This window comes from Type-D symbiont of Plautia stali (assembly GCF_001485335.1).
GTDB lineage: Bacteria > Pseudomonadota > Gammaproteobacteria > Enterobacterales > Enterobacteriaceae > Pantoea > Pantoea vagans_C.
This window is the reverse complement of sequence record NZ_BBOC01000010.1, coordinates 46616-67057: the sequence shown is the minus strand read 5'-3', so window position 1 is coordinate 67057 and position 20442 is coordinate 46616. Positions and strand designations below refer to the sequence as shown.

20 protein-coding genes, 1 pseudogene and 1 riboswitch are annotated in these 20442 nt (G+C 56.1%); of the genes and pseudogenes, 13 read left to right on the top strand and 8 right to left on the bottom strand.

What is annotated here, in order from left to right:
* Window positions 1-32: 32 nt before the first annotated feature.
* Window positions 33-851, bottom strand: coding sequence for a pyridoxal phosphatase (locus tag PSSD_RS05280; protein ID WP_058969849.1), 819 nt, complete (start codon window positions 849-851; stop codon window positions 33-35).
* Between the two features lie 149 nt (window positions 852-1000).
* Between PSSD_RS05280 and pgl the strand changes: the two genes are divergently transcribed.
* Window positions 1001-1996 (top strand): 6-phosphogluconolactonase, encoded by a 996-nt coding sequence (pgl, locus tag PSSD_RS05275; protein WP_058969865.1) that lies wholly within the window; start codon window positions 1001-1003, stop codon window positions 1994-1996.
* A gap of 73 nt (window positions 1997-2069) precedes the next feature.
* On the opposite strand, the gene PSSD_RS05270 is transcribed toward pgl, so the two are convergent.
* Entirely contained in the window at window positions 2070-2546 is a 477-nt protein-coding gene (locus tag PSSD_RS05270) for a kinase inhibitor (RefSeq protein WP_058969847.1), read from the bottom strand.
* Between the two features lie 69 nt (window positions 2547-2615).
* A complete protein-coding gene (bioA, locus tag PSSD_RS05265; protein ID WP_058969845.1) occupies window positions 2616-3908 on the bottom strand; it encodes an adenosylmethionine--8-amino-7-oxononanoate transaminase in 1293 nt (430 codons plus the stop codon).
* 88 nt (window positions 3909-3996) lie between these two features.
* Here bioA and bioB point away from each other — a divergent pair, with 88 nt between their 5' ends.
* Genes bioB through bioD form a run of 4 tightly spaced genes read left to right on the top strand, consistent with a single transcriptional unit; the run spans window position 3997 to window position 7586 of the window.
* Window positions 3997-5028: a biotin synthase BioB gene (bioB, locus tag PSSD_RS05260; RefSeq protein ID WP_034821141.1), complete on the top strand. Its 1032-nt coding sequence runs from the start codon at window positions 3997-3999 to the stop codon at window positions 5026-5028.
* The gene (gene bioF / locus PSSD_RS05255; RefSeq protein WP_058969843.1) at window positions 5028-6179 is read left to right on the top strand and encodes an 8-amino-7-oxononanoate synthase; all 1152 of its coding nucleotides are present in this window, start codon (window positions 5028-5030) and stop codon (window positions 6177-6179) included. Before bioB ends, bioF begins: the two co-directional genes overlap by 1 nt.
* Window positions 6163-6918 (top strand): malonyl-ACP O-methyltransferase BioC, encoded by a 756-nt coding sequence (gene bioC, locus PSSD_RS05250; protein ID WP_058969841.1) that lies wholly within the window; start codon window positions 6163-6165, stop codon window positions 6916-6918. The genes bioF and bioC overlap by 17 nt, the downstream gene beginning before the upstream one ends.
* Complete coding sequence (bioD, locus tag PSSD_RS05245; protein ID WP_058969840.1) at window positions 6915-7586, top strand: dethiobiotin synthase; 672 nt, start codon at window positions 6915-6917, stop codon at window positions 7584-7586. The genes bioC and bioD overlap by 4 nt, the downstream gene beginning before the upstream one ends.
* Window positions 7587-7684: 98 nt before the next feature.
* On the opposite strand, the gene PSSD_RS05240 is transcribed toward bioD, so the two are convergent.
* On the bottom strand, window positions 7685-8401 hold the full coding sequence (locus tag PSSD_RS05240; RefSeq protein WP_058969838.1) for an ABC transporter ATP-binding protein: 717 nt from the start codon (window positions 8399-8401) through the stop codon (window positions 7685-7687).
* A 910-nt stretch (window positions 8402-9311) separates the two neighbouring features.
* On the opposite strand from PSSD_RS05240, the gene uvrB reads away from it, so the two are divergent.
* On the top strand, window positions 9312-11333 hold the full coding sequence (uvrB, locus tag PSSD_RS05235; protein ID WP_039336610.1) for an excinuclease ABC subunit UvrB: 2022 nt from the start codon (window positions 9312-9314) through the stop codon (window positions 11331-11333).
* A 77-nt stretch (window positions 11334-11410) separates the two neighbouring features.
* On the opposite strand, the gene PSSD_RS05230 is transcribed toward uvrB, so the two are convergent.
* Window positions 11411-12313, bottom strand: a complete 903-nt coding sequence (locus tag PSSD_RS05230) for a gluconeogenesis factor YvcK family protein (protein ID WP_058969836.1) — start codon at window positions 12311-12313, stop codon at window positions 11411-11413.
* A 195-nt stretch (window positions 12314-12508) separates the two neighbouring features.
* Window positions 12509-12642: riboswitch (molybdenum cofactor riboswitch) on the top strand.
* Between PSSD_RS05230 and moaA the strand changes: the two genes are divergently transcribed.
* The 7 genes and pseudogenes from moaA (at window position 12632) to PSSD_RS05195 (ending at window position 17271) form a co-directional block, all read left to right on the top strand.
* The gene (gene moaA, locus PSSD_RS05225) at window positions 12632-13618 is read left to right on the top strand and encodes a GTP 3',8-cyclase MoaA (RefSeq protein ID WP_058969834.1); all 987 of its coding nucleotides are present in this window, start codon (window positions 12632-12634) and stop codon (window positions 13616-13618) included. Its footprint overlaps the riboswitch before it by 11 nt.
* Window positions 13619-13635: 17 nt before the next feature.
* Window positions 13636-14151 carry a molybdenum cofactor biosynthesis protein B gene (gene moaB / locus PSSD_RS05220; protein ID WP_039336603.1) on the top strand — a complete coding sequence of 172 codons (516 nt, stop codon included), beginning with the start codon at window positions 13636-13638 and terminating at the stop codon, window positions 14149-14151.
* Between the two features lie 2 nt (window positions 14152-14153).
* Window positions 14154-14637: pseudogene (gene moaC / locus PSSD_RS05215) on the top strand (cyclic pyranopterin monophosphate synthase MoaC).
* Window positions 14630-14875, top strand: coding sequence for a molybdopterin synthase sulfur carrier subunit (moaD, locus tag PSSD_RS05210; RefSeq protein ID WP_058969833.1), 246 nt, complete (start codon window positions 14630-14632; stop codon window positions 14873-14875). The pseudogene moaC and the gene moaD overlap by 8 nt, the downstream one beginning before the upstream one ends.
* 2 nt (window positions 14876-14877) lie before the next feature.
* Window positions 14878-15330, top strand: coding sequence for a molybdopterin synthase catalytic subunit MoaE (gene moaE, locus PSSD_RS05205; protein WP_058969864.1), 453 nt, complete (start codon window positions 14878-14880; stop codon window positions 15328-15330).
* 81 nt (window positions 15331-15411) lie between these two features.
* Window positions 15412-16506 (top strand): DUF1615 domain-containing protein, encoded by a 1095-nt coding sequence (locus tag PSSD_RS05200; RefSeq protein WP_058969831.1) that lies wholly within the window; start codon window positions 15412-15414, stop codon window positions 16504-16506.
* Window positions 16507-16563: 57 nt separating this feature from the next.
* On the top strand, window positions 16564-17271 hold the full coding sequence (locus PSSD_RS05195) for a Bax inhibitor-1/YccA family protein (protein WP_039336595.1): 708 nt from the start codon (window positions 16564-16566) through the stop codon (window positions 17269-17271).
* Window positions 17272-17383: 112 nt separating this feature from the next.
* Here PSSD_RS05195 and PSSD_RS05190 read toward each other — a convergent pair whose 3' ends face one another.
* The 3 genes from PSSD_RS05190 to PSSD_RS05180 are packed head-to-tail and all read right to left on the bottom strand — an operon-like array spanning window position 17384 to window position 20360.
* Window positions 17384-18358 (bottom strand): lysylphosphatidylglycerol synthase domain-containing protein, encoded by a 975-nt coding sequence (locus tag PSSD_RS05190; RefSeq protein ID WP_058969829.1) that lies wholly within the window; start codon window positions 18356-18358, stop codon window positions 17384-17386.
* Window positions 18358-19602 (bottom strand): cardiolipin synthase ClsB, encoded by a 1245-nt coding sequence (gene clsB / locus PSSD_RS05185; protein WP_058969827.1) that lies wholly within the window; start codon window positions 19600-19602, stop codon window positions 18358-18360. The genes PSSD_RS05190 and clsB overlap by 1 nt, the downstream gene beginning before the upstream one ends.
* Window positions 19599-20360: an endonuclease/exonuclease/phosphatase family protein gene (locus PSSD_RS05180; protein ID WP_058969825.1), complete on the bottom strand. Its 762-nt coding sequence runs from the start codon at window positions 20358-20360 to the stop codon at window positions 19599-19601. The genes clsB and PSSD_RS05180 overlap by 4 nt, the downstream gene beginning before the upstream one ends.
* Window positions 20361-20442 lie beyond the last annotated feature (82 nt).

The following is a 20442-nucleotide window of genomic DNA, read 5'->3' as shown; positions in this document are numbered from 1 at the left end:
GCGCATTTATGCGCACCTTTGATTTCAGACGGTTACAGAACTTCCTGGTAAATCACTTCGGCAATACCCGCTTCCAGGTTGGTGCCAATGACTTTTTTGGCGCGCGCTTTGATCGCGTCATCAGCATTACCCATCGCCACGCCCAATCCAACCTGTTCCAGCATGCTGAGATCGTTGTAGTTGTCGCCAAACGCCAGCACGTCTTGCATGCTCAAACCCTGGCTCTCAACCCACTGCGCCAGACGCTTACCTTTGCTGTTGCCTGCCTGAGCAATATCCACCTGATCGTGCCATGACCATTCGCAGGCCAGCCCCAGCTCAGCTTCGGTGCGCTCTGCAAACTGCTGTAATGCTCGGGTATCAGGGTGGGAAAGGGCAAACTTCCAGATGGCGTGTGCATCCTGAGCCGCTTGCGCCAGGCTAGGCACTTGCAGGAACAGCGGACGTTGCGCTTCCGGCAGCGATTGTGCCCAGTTTAAGGTACGCGTGACGTGGCCGGTCGGCTCCTGATACAGCATGGCGTCATCCACATACAGCAGGCCGTGAATGTTTTCCTCATCGAGCATCTCGATAACGCGTGTCGCCTGGCTTTTCTCCAGAGGATCGGAAGCCAGCACCTTCTTCGCTGCATAATCGTACAAGTAGGTGCCGTTGCAGCAGATTGCGGGTGTATCCAGCTGCAGTGCCTGGTAAAAAGGGTGGATAGCGCAGTGGTGGCGACCAGTAACGATCAGCACTTTGACACCCGCCTGTTGTGCGCGGGCCAGCGCTTCAATCGATTCTGGCAGAATGGTTTTGTTCGGGGTCAGCAGGGTGCCATCAAGGTCAAGGGCGATTACGCGGTAGCTCATTACTCTTTCCGTCCGGGAGTTAGCAAAGCGTTTAGTCTACACCCGGCAGCGGCCCTGAGACAAAAAACAGGGCACAAATGAATCCAGCGCGGCAAAATGAAACGCGCTACAGTTATCCCTTTCATCAGGCAGCGAATAAGGAAAAACGCATGAAACAAGTCGTGTATACCGCCAGTCCCGAGAGCCAGCAGATCCATGCCTGGCAGTTACAGGAAGATGGCGCACTGACGTTATTGCAGGTCACGGATGTGGCCGGTCAGGTGCAGCCGATGGTGGTGAGCCCGAAGAAAGATTTTCTCTATGTCGGGGTTCGTCCGAATTTTCGCGTGCTGGCGTATCGCATTGCGGCCGACGGTTCGCTGAGCCTGGCCGGTGAAGCGCCGTTGCCGGGCAGCCCGACGCATATCTCCACCGATCGTCAGGGTCACTACCTGTTCTGCGGTTCTTACAACGATGCCTGCGTCAGCATCAGCCCGATTGGCAGCGATGGTGTGCCGCAGGCACCGAGCCAGGTGATTAGCGGTTTGGATGGTTGCCACTCGGCGAATATTGATCTCAGCAACCAAACGCTGTTTGTGCCGGCACTGAAGCAGGATCGCATCTGCCTGTTCCAACTGAACGCGGACGGCACTCTGGCACCGTGCGAGCAAACACAAGTCACCACGGTTGAAGGCGCAGGCCCACGCCATATGGCGTTCCATCCTAATGGCGCTTACGGCTATGTGGTGAATGAACTCGACAGCACCGTGGATGTCTGGGCTCTGAGCAACGTGCACGGCCAGGTAGAGCGCGTGCAAAGCCTGGACATGATGCCGAAAGATTTCAGCGATACGCGCTGGGCGGCAGATATCCACATCACGCCAGATGGCCGTTTCCTGTACGCCTGCGACCGCACCAGCAGCACCATTACGGCGTTTAGTATCAGCGAAGATGGTTCGGTGTTGGCGATTGAAGGCTACCAACCGACAGAAACACAGCCGCGCGGTTTCAATATCGATAACAGCGGTCAGTATCTGGTGGCGGCGGGGCAGAAATCACATCATATCGAAGTGTATAAGATTGCGGAGCGCGGTCTGCTGCAACCGCTGGCGCGTTACGCCGTAGGCCAGGGCCCGATGTGGGTGGTGATTCACGCGTTGGATTGAGGTATTTAACGTAGGGTCGCCATTTATGGCGACCCGCTATCAAGGTGCGCATCAATGCGCACCCTACGATAAATTAAGCGTATTTCACCGTGATGGACGCGCTTGACAGTGCATGGAAATGCACATTAAAGCCCACCATGGCGCCACTCGCGCCGGCATCTACGTCAATTTTATCGGTATCCATCGCGTGTACGGTAAAGATATAGCGATGTGACTCACCCTGCGGAGGCGCCGCGCCGCCGTAACCGGTTTGACCAAAATCGGTGCGCGTCTGAATCGCGCTTGCTGGCAAGGTGGCGACCCCTGAACCGGCACCTTGCGCCAGTTCCGTCACGTCAGCTGGCAGGTTCGCAACCACCCAGTGCCACCAACCTGAACCCGTTGGTGCATCAGGATCGTAACAGGTCACCACAAAACTCTTAGTCCCCTCTGGGGCACCTTCCCAAGCCAGATGGGGTGACAGATTATCCCCTGTGTATCCCATCCCGTTGAAAACGTGTCGCTCTGGCATCTTATCGCCATCATTAAAATCCTGGCTAAATACGCGCATGACCTCTCCTTTTTTCCATTATGCAGTGCCGTCCATCATGGTGGAAAATCTGCTGCACTTCCAGTCTCCTCACCTGAGGAAATGTGCCTCAACATCCAGCGCCGCACGCACTGCCTGGGTTAGTTGTGAGAGTTCAGCGGCAGAAATCAGATAAGGTGGCATCAGGTAGATTAACTTGCCAAAGGGGCGGATCCACACGCCACGTTCGACAAAGAACTGCTGCAGTGCCGCCATATTCACCGTTGAGTGGGTTTCAATCACGCCAATCGCACCCAGCACGCGGGCATCGGCCACGGCGTGATGCTGGCTGAGTGGCAGCAGTTCGCGCTGCAACTGCTGTTCGATTGCTGTCACTTGCGCAGGCCAGTGCCCCTCATTGATCATCGTCAGGCTCTCTACCGCCACTGCACAGGCCAGTGGATTGCCCATAAAGGTGGGGCCATGCATAAAGCAGCCCGCGGCACTGCGGCTGATGGTGTCGGCCACTTCGCGGGTAGTGAGTGTGGCGGAAAGCGTCATGGTGCCGCCGGTCAATGCCTTACCCAGGCAGAGAATATCGGGTGCGATCCCGGCATGCTCGCAGGCAAACAGTTTACCGCTGCGACCAAATCCGGTGGCGATCTCATCGGCAATCAGCAGGATGCCGTAGCGATCGCACAGCTCGCGCACCTGCTGCAAATAGCGCGGATGGTAGAAGCGCATCCCGCCAGCACCCTGCACGATGGGTTCAAGGATCACCGCCGCAATCTCGCGATGATGCTTCTCCGCTAACTCAGCGAAATCGGCAAAGTCAGAGGCATCCCACTCCGCATCGAAGCCGCACTGCGGCGCAGCGGCGAAAAGGTGTTCCGGCAGATAACCCCGCCACAAGCTGTGCATGGAGTTTTCCGGATCGCACACCGACATAGCGGCAAAGGTGTCGCCGTGATAGCCACGCTTCAGCGTGAGAAATTTTTGCCGTGTTTCACCGCGTCCCAGCCAGTACTGCAACGCCATTTTCATCGAGACTTCGACGGCGATCGACCCGGAATCGGCGAGGAACACGCACTCCAGCGCTTCAGGTGTCATGGCGATCAGCTGGCGGCTCAGTTCCACGGCCGCTGGATGGGTAATGCCGCCAAACATCACATGCGACATCTGTGTCATCTGCTGCTGTAAAGCCTGATTGAGGCGCGGATGGTTATAGCCATGAATCGCTGCCCACCACGACGACATCCCGTCGACCAGTTCGCGTCCATCAGCCAGCTGTAGCTGACAACCGTGCGCGGCGACTACCGGATAACAGGGCAGCGGATCGCGCATCGAGGTGTACGGATGCCAGATATGCTGGCGGTCAAAGTTAAGGTCGTCCTGAGTGAACATCTGTCTTGTAAACCATTTTGAAAAGATTTAGTTTACGAGTATAACCACGTTAATCGTCGGGATGAACCCCTTTTTTCTGGAGTAAGCAATGGCAAACCGCTGGACACTGACACAAGCTCAGGCACTGTTCGATAAACCTTTCCTTGAGCTGATGTTCGAAGCGCAGCAAGTTCACCGTCAGCATTTTGATCCGCGCCAGGTGCAGGTCAGTACACTGCTGTCGATCAAAACCGGTGCCTGTCCGGAAGACTGTAAATATTGCCCGCAGAGTGCGCGCTATAAAACCGGACTGGAGTCCGAGCGTCTGATGGAAGTGGAAGCGGTGCTGGAATCGGCGCGTAAAGCCAAAGCGGCGGGATCAAGCCGTTTCTGTATGGGCGCTGCATGGAAAAACCCTCACGAGCGCGACATGCCGTACCTGGAGCAGATGGTGCAAGGCGTGAAAGCCATGGGCATGGAAACCTGCATGACGCTGGGCACACTGGACAACACCCAGGCTGAGCGCCTGGCCAGTGCGGGTCTCGATTTCTACAACCACAACCTCGACACTTCGCCAGAGTTTTACGGCAGCATCATCACCACGCGCAGCTATCAGGAGCGTCTGGATACGCTGGATAAAGTGCGCGGCGCAGGCATTAAAGTGTGCTCGGGCGGCATTGTCGGCCTGGGTGAAACGGTGAAAGACCGTGCGGGTTTGCTGGTTCAATTGGCAAATCTACCGACGCCACCAGAGAGTGTGCCGATCAACATGCTGGTCAAGGTCAAAGGCACGCCGCTGGCGGATAACGATGACGTTGAACCTTTTGATTTTATCCGCACCATCGCGGTGGCACGTATCATGATGCCATCGTCACACGTCCGCCTTTCAGCGGGCCGTGAGCAGATGAGCGAGCAAACTCAGGCGATGTGCTTTATGGCCGGTGCCAACTCCATCTTCTACGGTTGCAAATTGCTGACCACGCCGAACCCGGAAGAAGATAAAGATTTGATCCTGTTCCGCAAACTCGGCCTCAATCCAGAACACACCGCCACCACCGCAGGTGACAATGAGCAGCAATATCAACTGAGTGAACAGTTGGTGCACGCGGATACCGAACAGTTCTACAACGCGGCAGTGTAATGAGCTGGTCAGATCGCATTGAACACGCGTTGACCGCACGACGTGAAGCCGATGGCTGGCGCGTGCGGCGGCGTTTTGAACACAACAGTGTCCGTGAGATCACGCTCGAGGGGCAGCGCTATTGCCACTTCTCCAGCAACGATTATCTGGGCCTGAGCCAGCATCCAGCGGTGATTGCGGCCTGGCAGCAGGGTGCGGCGCAAGCGGGGGCTGGCGCGGGCGCTTCCGGCCACGTCACGGGCTATAGCCAATACCATGCGCAGCTGGAAGAGCAACTGGCGGAGTGGTTGGGTTACAAGCGTGCCTTGCTGTTTATCTCCGGCTTTGCCGCCAATCAGGCGGTGATCCATCTGCTGGCAGAAAAGCAAGATCGCATTCTCGCCGATAAGCTGGCACACGCATCGCTGCTGGATGCGGCCAGCCACAGCCCGGCTACCCTCAGGCGCTTTGCCCATAATCAGCCTGAGAGCCTGGCTAAACTGCTGGCAACGCCGTCGGACGGCGGCACGCTGGTGGTGACCGAAGGCATTTTTAGCATGGATGGCGACAGCGCACCGCTGGCCGCTATCGCGCAGGAGACGCAGCGTGGCAACGGCTGGTTGCTGGTGGATGATGCACACGGCATTGGCGTGTGCGGCGAGCAGGGCCGAGGAAGTTGCTGGCAGCAGGGCGTGAAACCCGAACTGTTGATTGTCACCTTTGGCAAAGGCTTTGGCGTCAGCGGAGCAGCACTGCTATGCGATGAAGCCACGGCGGATTACGTCGAGCAGTTTTCGCGCCATTTGATCTACTCCACCGCGATGCCACCGGCACAATGTTGTGCGCTGCTGGCAGCGTTGCAGCAAATCCAACAGGGCGATGCGCTCCGTGAACGGCTAAACAGCCATATTGCTCGCTTCCGTCGCGGTGCGGCCGATCTTCCGTGGCAGCTGATGCCGTCAAACAGTGCGATTCAGCCACTGATTGTGGGCGAAAACAGTGCGGCGTTGGCGCTGTCACAGCGTCTGGCGGCTGCCGGATGCTGGGTGAGCGCGATTCGACCGCCAACGGTGCCGCCGGGCACGGCGCGGTTACGCATCACGCTCACGGCCGCACACCACACCGCAGACATCGACCGTCTGCTGGAGGCGCTATATGACGCTGCAGGTTAACAAGCAGGCGGTGGCGCAGGCCTTTGGACGCGCGGCGCAGCATTATGAACAACATGCCGAGCTGCAGCGGCAGAGTGGTGATGCCCTGTTAGCGCTGGCACCGGCGGGTTTTGGCCCGCACCTGCTGGACGCGGGGTGTGGCACTGGCTGGTACAGCCGCTACTGGCGCGATCGTGGGCGCACACTCACCGCGCTCGATCTCTCTGCCAGCATGCTGGATGCTGCGCGCACCCAGCACTCTGCACAGCATTATGTGCAAGGGGATATCGATGAATTGCCGCTACCGGATAACAGCGTTGATGGGGTGTGGAGCAATCTGGCGGTGCAGTGGAGCAGCGATCTGCGCCTTGCGCTACAGCAGTTCCTGCGCGTCACACGTCCCGGCGGCGCGGTGCTATTTTCGACCCTGCTTGATGGCTCGCTGCATGAAGTGCATCAGGCGTGGGCACAACTTGATGGCCGCACCCACGCCAATCGCTTTCTCAGCGAAGCGCAACTGACCTCAGCCTGCACAGGTTTGCCGCTGCACAGTCAGCAGCAGATGATCACGCTGCACTTCCCCACTGCGCTGAGCGCGATGCGTTCATTAAAAGGCATTGGTGCCACCCATCTGCATGAAGGGCGCGGCACAGGTGTGCTCACGCGTAAGCAACTGGCACAGCTCGAGCAGGTCTGGCCGCAAGATGAGCAAGGCTATCGCCTCAGTTATCACTTGATGTATGGAGTTTTAAGCAAATGACACGCTGGTTTATTACCGGAACGGACACTGAAGTCGGCAAAACGGTGGCCAGTGGCGCACTGTTGCAGGCGGCGAGCGCTGCAGGTTTACGTACCGCAGGCTACAAGCCGGTGGCATCGGGATGTGACATCACGCCAGCGGGGATCCGCAACAGCGATGCCCTGGCGCTCCAGCGCTACAGCAGCCTGGCACTCAGCTACGAGCAGGTGAACCCGATGGCATTTGTGGAACCGACTTCACCGCACATTGTCAGTGCGGAAGAGGGCAGGCCGATTGAGTTTGCTGCGTTGTCCGCAGGGCTGCGTGCGCTGGAGCAGCAGGCTGAATGGGTGCTGGTGGAGGGGGCCGGTGGTTGGTTTACCCCCTTATCGGAGACGCAAACCTATGCTGATTGGGTTGAGGCGGAGCAACTGCCGGTCATCCTGGTGGTGGGAGTGAAACTGGGCTGTATTAACCATGCCATGCTGACAGCAGAAGCGGTTAAGGCGCGCGGGCTGCGTCTGGCGGGATGGATTGCCAACGATATTCAGCCGCCCGGTAAACGTCATGCGGAGTACATTGCCTCACTGCGTCAGCGTATTGATGCGCCGTTCCTGGGTGAGATTCCGTATCTGGACAGCGATGCACAGCAGGCCGAGTGCGGGCAGTATTTGACCCTGCCACTGTAAAGATATCCTTTCCAGGTGCGCATAAATGCGCACCCTACAACGATTTATCATTCATCTGTAGGGGCGCCATTTATGGCGACCACACCAATCGGCGGCCGCTACGTCGCCGTTAACCACTTGCTGACGGTAATATCGTCCAGCTGTGCCACGCGGCCCTGTGCCACATTACGGCCCCGATGCAGCAGCAGGAAATAATCTGCTACCCGGCGGATAAACGACACGTGCTGTTCCAGCAGTAACACCGTCAAACCGTATTCGCGATTAAGGCGGCGGATCAAGTTGCCCATCTCCTCCTCCAGCCAGGGTGACATACCTTCAGTCGGTTCATCCAGAATCAGCAGCTTTGGCTGCAACACAAGTGCACGTGCCAGCGCAAGGTGCTGCTGCTGGTCCATCGGTAATTCGCCGCTGCGCTGATGGCGTAATGAATAGAGTGCAGGAAACAGATCGAACACCATTTCTGGAATAGCACGGCTGCGGTCATCCTGCGCGGCCATCAACGCAATCATCAGGTTATCTTCCACACTCATCTGCGAGAAAATATGGCGCCCCTGCGGCACATAGCCAATACCCATGCGTGCGCGCTGCTCGGCAGGTTGCAGCAGAAGATCTTCAGGCGGCGAGCCATCTTCCTGCCAGGTCATCGAGCCGCTATTGATCGGTAAGCGCCCCATGATGCAGTTCACTAGCGTGGTTTTACCCATTCCGGGACTGCCCAGCACACCCGTACAGGTGCCGGGGGGGAGATCGAGATCGACATCCCACAGAATATGGTTGTGACCGTAAAACTGATTCACCGAACGTAAACTCAGCATCTGACATACTCCTTCCAGATTATTTGCCTGAATGCTCCCGCTCTGTGTCGTCTGGCATACAGTCGTGCACGATTGATAGTGGACACTGCTGTTACAGGTCTGCGCAGCAGACCCTATGGACTCGTCACTCCATAGTGATATACCTGCAATTCCCAGGCCAGATTAGTGCGACGGGGGCATCTTCATCAGAATCGAGGCAAAACAGCCCTTAAAAGATGAGAGATGCTTAATAATTCCACTCAGTAATAACCTGGCTGCACTTTGAGAGTGCTGAATGCTTATCGTTTCTGGTGCATCTGTTCGTTCATAAGGCAATGACTGAAGAAATAAATGGTCTTAACGCACGGTTTTTACGACAAGAAGGCTTGCTTAAGCTGCAAAAAGAATAGTTAAAGCGGTCTGAGGTGGGGGGAAAATAATCGCAAAAAAAATATTTCGCACGCCTGGACAAGCCTGGGGAAAATTATACACAGCCGATGGGTTCAGGGCTGGATTCAGTTATCCACCATTCCTGTGGATAACCTTGTGCATTAGCGACTGAAAACCGGGCGCAAGCGAGGAAATACGCGGCCTGCATACATTATGCTGCGAAACTGGACTTTGAGGTCATTGTGAATAAAATCAGCAGGTTATTTAAAAGCAAGCCTGAGATTTTTCTGCCTTGTCATCGGACTGCAATTTAATGACGCTCTCTTGACAAATGTTAAAAGCGTTACGGCTCTGGGGATAACCTTGCGCAACAACATTTTGCTTTCTGCCGCTTTAATTGCACTGAAGCGATACAACCCGTTTCCCCGTTATCGTGCAATATATCTGTAAATATATCCAGTATTTTTTTCTGGCAAATTCTCCATAGCAGAGTAGAATTAGCAGCCTGCCCGCCGACTTCTTCCGCAGGAACCGCAAAACCATGAGTAAAGCCTTTAAACTCAACTCTGCTTTCAAACCTTCAGGTGATCAGCCTGAGGCGATTCGTCGTCTTGAGGAAGGGCTGGAAGATGGGCTCGCGCATCAAACGCTGCTGGGTGTTACGGGGTCGGGTAAAACCTTTACCATTGCCAATGTCATCGCCGATCTCAATCGCCCCACGATGGTGATGGCGCCTAACAAGACACTGGCTGCCCAGTTGTACGGTGAGATGAAAGAGTTCTTCCCGGATAACGCGGTGGAGTTTTTTGTCTCTTACTACGACTACTACCAACCTGAAGCCTATGTGCCAAGCTCAGACACCTTCATTGAGAAGGATGCGGCGGTCAATGAACACATTGAGCAGATGCGTCTTTCCGCGACCAAAGCCATGCTGGAGCGCCGTGATGTGATCGTGGTGGCGTCGGTATCGGCCATCTACGGTTTGGGCGATCCCGATCTCTACCTGAAGATGATGCTGCACTTAACGCGCGGAATGATCATCGATCAGCGCAGCATTTTGCGTCGTCTGGCAGAGCTGCAATATACCCGTAACGATCAGGTCTTCCAGCGCGGTACGTTCCGGGTGCGTGGTGAAGTCATCGACATCTTCCCGGCGGAATCCGACGACATTGGTTTGCGTGTGGAACTGTTTGATGAAGAGGTTGAGCGCTTATCGTTGTTCGATCCGCTCACGGGGCAAGTGGACTCGGTGATCCCGCGCTTTACTATCTACCCTAAAACGCACTACGTCACGCCGCGCGAGCGTATCCTGCAAGCGATGGAAGAGATCAAAGACGAACTGGTGGTGCGGCGTAAAGTGCTGCTGGAAAACAATAAGCTGCTGGAAGAGCAACGCATTAGCCAGCGCACCCAGTTCGATCTGGAGATGATGAACGAACTGGGGTACTGCTCTGGCATTGAGAACTACTCGCGCTACCTCTCGGGTCGTGGCCCCGGCGAACCGCCTCCGACCTTGTTTGATTATCTTCCGGCCGATGGTTTGCTGGTGGTCGACGAATCGCACGTCACCATCCCGCAGATTGGCGGTATGTATCGTGGTGACCGTGCACGTAAAGAGACGCTGGTGGAGTACGGTTTCCGTCTGCCGTCAGCGCTGGATAACCGTCCCTTACGCTTTGAAGAGTTTGAAGCCCTGGCGCCGCAAACCATCTATGTTTCGGCGACGCCAGGCAACTACGAACTGGAGAAATCGGGCAGTGAAGTGATCGATCAGGTGGTTCGTCCCACCGGGCTGCTGGATCCGATTCTGGAAGTGCGTCCTGTCGCGACCCAGGTGGATGATTTGCTGTCAGAGATCCGTCAGCGCGTGGCGATTAACGAGCGCGTGCTGGTGACCACCCTGACCAAACGTATGGCGGAAGACCTTACGGAATATCTGGTGGAACACGGAGAGAAGGTGCGCTACCTGCACTCCGATATCGACACCGTAGAGCGTATGGAGATCATTCGTGATTTGCGCCTGGGTGAGTTTGATGTGCTGGTCGGCATCAACTTACTGCGTGAGGGGCTGGATATGCCTGAGGTGTCGCTGGTGGCGATCCTCGATGCGGATAAAGAGGGCTTCCTGCGTTCCGAGCGTTCACTGATTCAGACCATCGGTCGTGCCGCGCGTAACATTAACGGTAAGGCGATTCTCTACGCCGATAAGATTACGCCATCGATGGAGCGTGCGATGGGGGAAACCGAACGCCGTCGCGAGAAGCAGCAGCGCTACAACGAAGAGCATGGCATTGTGCCGCAAGGTCTTAACAAGAAAATCACCGATATTCTTGAGCTGGGCAAAAACGTGGTGAAAACGCGTGGCAAAGGTAAGACAGCTTCACGTGTGGCGGCAGAAGAAGAGGCGAACTATCTGGCACTGACACCGCAGGCGATGCAGAAGAAAATTCACGAGCTGGAAGTGCAGATGCAGCAGCATGCGCAGAATCTGGAGTTCGAAGAGGCTGCCAGCGTGCGCGACCAGTTACACCAGTTGCGCGAGTTGTTTATCGCTGCGTCCTGATTTCAGCAAGAATCGTTGCGGTCGCCATTAATGGCGACCCTTACGCGAAACGTCGTAGTGTGCGCATTCATGCGCACCTAAAATGCCTGAATCGCCTGCTCCAGCGCAATGCGCAGCAACTGGCGGTCGTGACGGTACTTGATGTCAGCGGCCTCCAGCGGTTCGCGCACAATCAGACGATCCTCTACACCACGAATGTCGGCGGCCGGGCCCACCACCACCGCATCAATCACGCGTTTACCAATTGCCTTTTCCATAATGGCCAGCTTATCGGCCACGGTCAGGCTGGCGGCTGCAGGGCTTAATTCGCGGCCAAGATTGCCAATAAACACCATGGTGGCAGGGGTACGGCGTAATGCGCGCGTCATCTCTTCCATCAACAGAATCGGCATCAGACTGGTGTAAAAGCTGCCGGGGCCAATCAAAATTAAATCGGCTTCAGCAATCGCATCCAGCGCCTCTTTAGTGGGGATCACGTTCGGGTGCAGCATCAGCTCTTGCGGCGGCTGCTTCATCTCATCGATGGCGGTCTCACCGTACACCATGTTGCCTTCGCAATCCTGCGCCACCAGATCAACCGGCTGCTCCGACATCGGGATCAAAAAGGCATCCACCTTGAGCAGATTACGAATGATGTTGATGGCCTCCAGCGGGCGTACGCTGAGGTGATCGAGTGCTTTGAGTATCAGATTGCCAAGATTATGGCCCGCCAACTCGCCGTTACCTGCGAAGCGATACTCGAACATCGCCGACGCCACGCTAGGCTCGGTGATCAGTTGATTGATGCAATTACGCATATCACCCCAGGCAATGCCGCCTTCCGAACGACGAATGCGTCCGGTGGATCCGCCATTATCGGTGGTCGTCACGATACCGGTCAGGCGCGAGCCAAGCGGTGCCAGTGCGGACATCACACGGCCAAGGCCATGTCCGCCGCCAAGCGCCACTACGCGATCTAAATCTGCCAGGGTACGATTCATGCTATTCCTTAAAAGCTTACAACTGCCTGAAGAGGCGCAGTTGTAGTGATGTGTATCAATATCTACCGCGCATTTTAACGTATCCTGCTGCGAAAATGCGGTGAAAAATCGTTATGTATCAGTATATATAGCGAAATTCACTCATGGATGCGAGAGGCAAATCGCGCTACCATCCGTATTAACCGTGTTGTCGATAACGACAGCAGACTCCCAAGCCTTGCATGCCTAAGTCGAAAGATAGGGCTGCCTGGCCGTAGCGTAAGCTGCCAGGGTGCAGAAAGAAATGACTGCATCTCCCGTATTTGGAAAGGTGTTCAGGTGCCACAATTTACAGATGCCTATGCGCGCAGCTTTTACTATCTGCGCCTGTCGGTCACGGATGTGTGTAACTTCCGTTGTACCTACTGCTTACCCGACGGCTACAAGCCGAACGGTACGCACAACAAAAGCTTTCTCTCGCTGGACGAGATCCGTCGCGTGACGCGTGCCTTTGCGGCTGCGGGCACCGAAAAAGTGCGCCTGACCGGTGGCGAACCCTCTATGCGTCGCGACTTCACCGATATCATCGCTGCGGTGCGGGAAAATCAGGCGATCCGTCAGATTGCTGTGACCACCAACGGTTATCGCCTCGCGCGGGATGTGCAGGCGTGGCGTAATGCGGGACTCACCCACATTAACGTCAGCGTCGATAGCCTTGATGCGCGCCAGTTCCACGCGATTACCGGTCAGGACAAGTTCGCTGAAGTGATGGCCGGTATTGATGCTGCCTTTGCTGCGGGTTTCGAGAAGGTCAAAGTTAACAGCGTGCTGATGCGCGACCTGAACAGCCACAGTCTGGAGACTTTCCTGGACTGGATCCGCACGCGCCCAATCCAACTGCGCTTTATCGAGCTGATGGAAACCGGCGAGGGCGGCGATCTGTTCCGCCGTCACCATATCTCCGGCGAAGTGATCCGCGATCAACTCATCATGCAAGGTTGGCAACGCCAGACGCGCGGGCGCAGTGATGGCCCGGCACAGGTGTTCCGCCATCCTGATTATCAGGGTGAAGTCGGCCTGATCATGCCCTACGAAAAAGATTTCTGTGCCAGTTGTAACCGCTTGCGCGTCTCGGCCATCGGCAACCTGCATTTATGCTTGTTTGGCGATAGCGGCGTGCCGCTACGCGATCTGCTGGCCTCCGATGCCCAACAAGATGAACTGCAGGCGCGTATCGCGCATAGCCTCGGGCAGAAAAAGCAGACGCACTTCCTGCATCAGGGCAACACGGGCATCACGCAAAATCTCTCCTTCATTGGTGGCTAAACACAGGAGTTACAGCCATGGGTAAACCGACCGGCGAATTTGTCGCCTTGAATGTGGCGGTGATGACCGTCTCAGATAGCCGTGACGCCAGCAACGACACCTCGGGTGATTACCTGCGCGAGGCGTTGACGGAAGCCGGACACCAGGTGGTGGATCGCGCCATCGTGCCGGATAATCGTTACCGCATTCGTGCAACGGTATCGCGCTGGATTGCCAGTGAAGATGTGCAGGTAGTGATCGTCAACGGCGGTACCGGATTCAACAGCAAAAACAGCACACCAGAAGCACTGCTGCCGCTGTTTGATCGTGAAATCGATGGATTTGGCGAGCTGTTCCGTATGTTCTCCTACGAAGACATTGGCAGCTCGACGCTGCAATCGCGCGCGGTGGCTGGTCTCGCGAACCAGACATTGATTTTCGCCGTACCGGGTTCCACCAACGCGTGTCGCAGCGCGTGGGAACGCATCATTGAAGAGCAGTTGGATGCGCGTACGCGTCCCTGTAATTTTGTCTCTCATTTGAAGAAGTTGTAAGCATGTCATTAACGCATATCAATGCCGCTGGCGAAGCCCATATGGTGGATGTCTCAGGCAAAACCGAAACGGTTCGTGAAGCCCAGGCCGAAGCGCTGGTGCTGATGCGCGCCGAAACGCTGCAAATGATCATCGACGGCAGCCACCACAAAGGCGACGTGTTCGCCACGGCGCGTATCGCCGGGATTCAGGCGGCGAAACGCACCTGGGAGCTGATTCCGCTTTGCCATCCGCTGATGTTGAGCAAGGTGGAAGTGACCCTGGTGGCGGAACCCGAACACAGCCGCGTACGTGTGACCTCACGCTGCCGCCTGACCGGGAAAACCGGCGTCGAGATGGAGGCGCTGACAGCCGCCTCCGGTTGCCGCCTTGACCATTTACGATATGTGCAAGGCCGTGCAGAAAGATATCGTCATCGACCAACTGCGCTTACTGAGTAAAAGCGGCGGCAAATCCGGCGATTTTCAGGCGGTGGCGCATGATTAAAGTGCTGTTTTTCGCGCAGGTGCGCGAGCTGACCGGAACCAGTGTGTTAGAACTGGCCCCGGAGTATCAGGATGTGGCTTCGCTGCGTGCGGCGCTGGCTGGAAAAAGTGACCGCTGGGCGCTGGCGCTGGAGTCCGGCAAGTTGCTGGCGGCGGTGAATCAAACCCTGGTGCCGATGAGCCATCCGCTACGTGCCGGAGATGAAGTGGCCTTCTTCCCGCCGGTGACGGGGGGATGAGCATGGAAACCCGCATTCGCGTCGGCGTCGAACCTTTTGATGTCGGTCAGGAGTATGCACAACTCGCCGCCCATGACAGCGACGGTGCCGTGGTGACCTTCACCGGCAAAGTGCGAAATCACAATCTTGGCGACAGCGTGGCGGCATTAACGCTGGAACACTATCCCGGCATGACAGAAAAAGCGCTGGCGGAAATTATCGAAGAGGCGCGCCAACGCTGGGCATTGCAGCAGGTGACGGTGATCCATCGCGTGGGGGAACTGTTTCCCGGTGATGAAATCGTGTTTGTTGGCGTCAGCAGCGCGCATCGCAGTAGCGCCTTCGCGGCGACAGAATTCATCATGGATTATCTGAAAACCCGTGCACCGTTCTGGAAGCGTGAAGCCACCCAACAGGGCGAACGCTGGGTCGATGCGCGCGACAGCGACCATCAAGCCGCCGAACGCTGGAAGTAGGGCGTAAAATCCGCCTGCGCCGATAGCCGCAGCCCACTGAAAACGTTAAGGTACGGTTTTTGTTGGCTATCAGGGAACAGGATGAACACCACTAAAATGCTGAAAGGCGCAGCGCTGCTTACCGCGCTGGTGTTGGCGGGATGTAGTAGCAAAAAAGAGCCGCAGGCACCGGCACGTCAGCCGGCCGACGTTAAAAGCCAAATTCAACAGTTGCTGCCCAGTGACGTGAAGCAAAAAAGCGCCTGGGCAGATGACATCTACACCGCCTTTCGCGTGCAGCAGATCGATCCCAGCGTCAGCAATGTCTGTGCGGTGATCGCCGTCGCCGACCAGGAGTCTAACTTTAATGCCGATGCACCAGTGCCGGGATTGCCGAAAATCGCTTGGGGTGAAATCGATCGCCGTGCCGCGAAAGTGCATGTTCCCGCCTTTTTAGTGCGTACCGCCTTACTGATCAAATCCCCCACCGGCGAAAGCTACGCAGCACGTCTGGACAAAGTGCGCAGTGAGAAAGAGCTGAGTGCCATTTTTGATGATTTCATCGATATGGTGCCGATGGGACAGAAGCTGTTCGGCAATCTGAATCCGATTCATACCGGTGGGCCGATGCAGGTCAGCATTGAATTTGCCGAAGCGCACGCCAAGGGCTATCCGTATCCGATTGACGGCTCCATCCGTCGTGAAGTGTTTACCCGCCGTGGCGGTATCTACTTTGGTACCTTACATCTGCTGGGTTATCCGGCAGATTACAGCCAGCCGCTGTATCGCTTTGCCGATTTCAATGCCGGATGGTACGCCAGCCGCAATGCTGCCTTCCAGGCCGCCGTGGCGCGTGCCAGTGGGATAAAGCTGGCGCTGGATGGCGATTTGATAATGTATGGCAGCGAGCAAGCCGGTTCGACCGAATTAGCGGTGCGCACGCTGAGTAAACAGCTGGATATGAGTAACCGCGAAATCCGACGCGATCTGGAGAAGGGCGACACCGAAAGCTTCAGCAGCAGCACTTTGTGGAAGCAGACGTTTATTCTGGCTGACAAAATGGCGGGCAAACGTCTGCCGCGCGAGATGCTGCCGGGCATAAAACTGGAGAGCCCAAAAATCACCCGCAACCTGACCACCGCGTGGTTTGCGCAGCGCGTCGATGGCCGATATCAACAGTGCTTGACGCGCCGTTGACGCAATGCGGTGTAGACTCCACACTTAGAGCGTTTGTCTAACTTAATGAGGTGCATCATGGACCGATATCCACGTAATGATTCAATCGTGCAGCAGGCATCAACCGGGCTGCAAACCTATATGGCGCAGGTCTATGGCTGGATGACCTGCGGCTTACTGCTGACGGCCTTTGTGTCTTGGTTTGCCGCGCGTACGCCCGCTGTGATGGAGCTGGTGTTTGCCAACCGCATCACCTTCTTTGGGCTGATTATTGTGCAGTTGGCAGTGGTGTTTGTGCTGTCAGGCATGGTGCATCGCCTGAGCAGTACGCTCGCGACCGGGCTGTTTATGCTCTATTCCGCGCTGACCGGATTGACGCTGGCGAGTATCTTCCTCGTCTATACCTATTCCTCCATTGCCAGCACTTTCTTTGTGACAGCAGGGATGTTCGGGGCGATGAGCTTCTACGGTTACACCACCAAGCGTGACCTGAGCCGTTTCGGCAGCTTGCTGTTTATGGCGCTGATCGGGATTGTGCTGGCGTCACTGGTGAACTTCTGGCTGAAAAGCCCGGCGCTGATGTGGGCGATTACCTATATCGGTGTGGTGGTGTTTGTCGGTCTGACCGCCTATGACACGCAGAAGCTGAAATCGATTGGCGAGAGCATTAACGTCAACGATAAAGAGAACCTGCGCCGCTACTCGATTATGGGTGCGCTGACGCTGTATCTCGACTTCATCAACCTGTTCCTGATGCTGCTGCGCATTTTCGGTAACCGTCGGTAATCTCTCTGCATCTGTAACGGTGCGCATAAATGCGCACCCTACAGGTCATTGTCTGCTTAAAAATGCACCCTACAAAACCTGTAGGGTCGCCATTTATGGCGACCGATATAAATTACCGTGCCTCCGGTTTCGCCATTTTACGCTCATTCTTCTGCCGCAATTGCTTCGCGCGGCTCTCCAGCAGCAAATACAACACCAACGCCAGCAACAGCGGCAAAATAAAGTACAGCACGCGGTAAGCCAGTAGCGCGGCGATAATCGTACCGTGCGAAACCTGTTCCCCTGCCAGCAGCGCAAGAAACACCGCTTCCAGCACGCCAATCCCAGCGGGAATATGAATGATTACCCCAGCAATACTGCTGATCAGCAACACGCCCAACACCTGGGGATAATCCACCTGGCGTGCCAGCAAGAGCCAGATAATCGCCCCCATCACCAGCCAGTTGGCGCTGGAGACCGCAAACTGCAACAACGCCATGCGCAGTGAAGGCAGTTGCAGATGCTGACCTTTCACCGTCCACTGGCGCTTTTTCGCAAAGGTACAGGCCCATAAATAGATAGCGACCAGCACTAACAGCGCTGCACCAATAATGCGCAGCGTGTTTTCGCCGATAAACCAACGCGGCGGAATCGGCACCATCCCCGCCACAAACACCACCCCAGCCAGTAGGATATAGCCCAGCCAGTTAGTCGCAATGCTCATGGAAAAAATGCGGGTGATAGTGCCGCCGGGCAGCCCCAGGCGCGAGTAAAGCCGATAGCGCATCGCCACGCCACCTACCCAGGTGCTCAGCGTCAGGTTAAAGGCGTAACAGATAAACGACACCAGCATCACCTGACGTTTGGCCAGTTTGTGCCCGCAGTAGGCGCGACCAATCAAATCATAGACGCCATAGGTAAGATAGCTGACCACCACCAGCGCGGCGGCACCCAATACCACGTAGCGGTTATAACCCACAATCACCCGATAGACGTCTTGCCAGTTCACTTTGCGCGCGTAAATCACCAGCAGCACAATCACGGCGATAAAAAACAGCCAGGTGAGGATTTTTTTAGCCCATTGCCAGCGCGAATGTTTCTTGCTCATCAGGGTTTCGCTCCTTGATTGTCGGTTTCGACCCGATCCTGGGTTTCCATTTCCGGCTGAATCGGCGGTTCCACCTGGCTCAGCAGTGGGGTATGCGCCGGCAACCAACCCGCGATGGCCGGGAAATGGCGTAGGAAGTGAAACACAATCACGCTTTTGGTCAGATGCCACCAGGTACGCGGCGGCAGCTTGTCATCCTGTACGCGCTCACAATCCTGCTGTAACAGTGCTTCCAGATTTTCACGCAGTGTCTGGTTGAAAGCGCGATCGTGCACCATCAGATTGGCTTCGAGGTTAAGTGACAGACTGAGCGGATCGAGATTGCTGGAGCCCACCGTGGACCAGTATTGATCCTGCACCGCGATCTTGCCGTGTAGCGGGCGGCGGCAATACTCGTAAACTTCCACACCGGCATCCACCAGATAGTTGTACAACATCTCAGCACCGACTTTGACAATCGGCATATCGGGCTCACCCTGGACGATCAGCCTGACGCGCACACCACGCTGTGCGGCACTGCGCATCTCGCGCAGTAGCCGATAGCCAGGAAAAAAGTAGGCGTTGGCGATAATCACGTCGCGCTTTGCCTTGCGCAGCATATCGAGATAGTGCTGCTCAATGTCATCGCGATGCTGGTCATTATCGCGATAGACAAACAGCACCTGAGCGTCACCCGGCATGGCATTCACCGCCAGTCGTTGCGAGCGGCCACCCCACCAGCGCCGCGTCACCTGTTCACTGCCCATGGCTTGCTGCACGTAACGCGCAATATCCAACACCACCGGTCCGGTGACCTCCACCGCATAGTCCTGCTTGGCTTGCGGACCGTAATCGGTGTTGTGTTCGTCAGAAAAGTTGATACCGCCGACGAAGGCCAGCGTCTCATCCACCACCACAATTTTCCGATGCAGGCGGCGGAACACATTGGTGCGCATACCCAGCACCAGCGGGCGCGGATCGTAATAGAGAAAGCGCACGCCGGCTTCGGTGAGGCTGTTGACGAACTGATCGGATAAATCAGGCGAACCGTAGCCATCCACCATCACTTCAACATGGACGCCACGCTGGGCTGCCGCCAGTAAATCGCTATGGAGAAACTGGCCAACTGCATCCTCGAACAGAATAAAGGTTTCCAGCAGCAGCGAACGCTGTGCGCCTCTAATGGCTTCTGAAACGCGCGGGAAAAACTGATCGCCATTTTCCAGCAGCCGCAGTTGGTTGCCATCACGCCAGCTAAAGTTCATAGCAAGATCTCCACTGCCAGCGGGGCGTGATCGGAAAGATGTGACCAGGGTTTGACCGGCAGTGCCCACGGATGGCTGACCGTGGCGTTGCGGATGTAAATGCGATCAAGGCGCAACAGGGGAAAACGGGCCGGAAAGGTGCGCGCCGGGCGGCCGTTTTTCATGCTGAAGACTTCCTCGAGGCCGGCGCTGCGTTGCAGAAAACGATTGGCACGAACTTGCCAGTCGTTGAAATCACCGGCCACCACCAGCGGCGCATCATGCGGCAGCGCGGCGATGTGCTCACTCATCATTTTCATCTGCGCCTGGCGATGGCGTTCCTTCAGGCCCAGATGCACGCAGAAGACATGCAGCGGCTGCGGGCGGTCAGGCAAGCGAATCTGGCAGTGCAACATGCCGCGTTTTTCACTTCCTGCCACAGAAATATCGAGGTTTTCATATTCAATAATCGGAAAACGTGACAATATCGCGTTCCCGTGGTGTCCTTCGGGATAAACCGCATTACGACCATAGGCAAAATCATGCCACATGGTGTCAGCCAGATACTCGTAATGAGAGTGTTCTGGCCAGTTTTCGATGTGCAGCGAATGGATAGCGTGGGTGCCCATCACCTCTTGCAGGAAGACGATATCCGCTGAGGTTTCGCGGACGGCGTCACGCAATTCCGGCAGGATAAAGCGGCGATTAAAGCTGGTGAACCCTTTGTGGGTATTGATCGTCAGGACTTTAAATGAAAATCCTTGCGTGATTTGTGGCATACTGCGACGCGCTCCTTTTCATCATCAACAGCACAAAGTGTAGTCTTTGTCACAAATGGGTGGTGAGTGGAGCATAAAATTA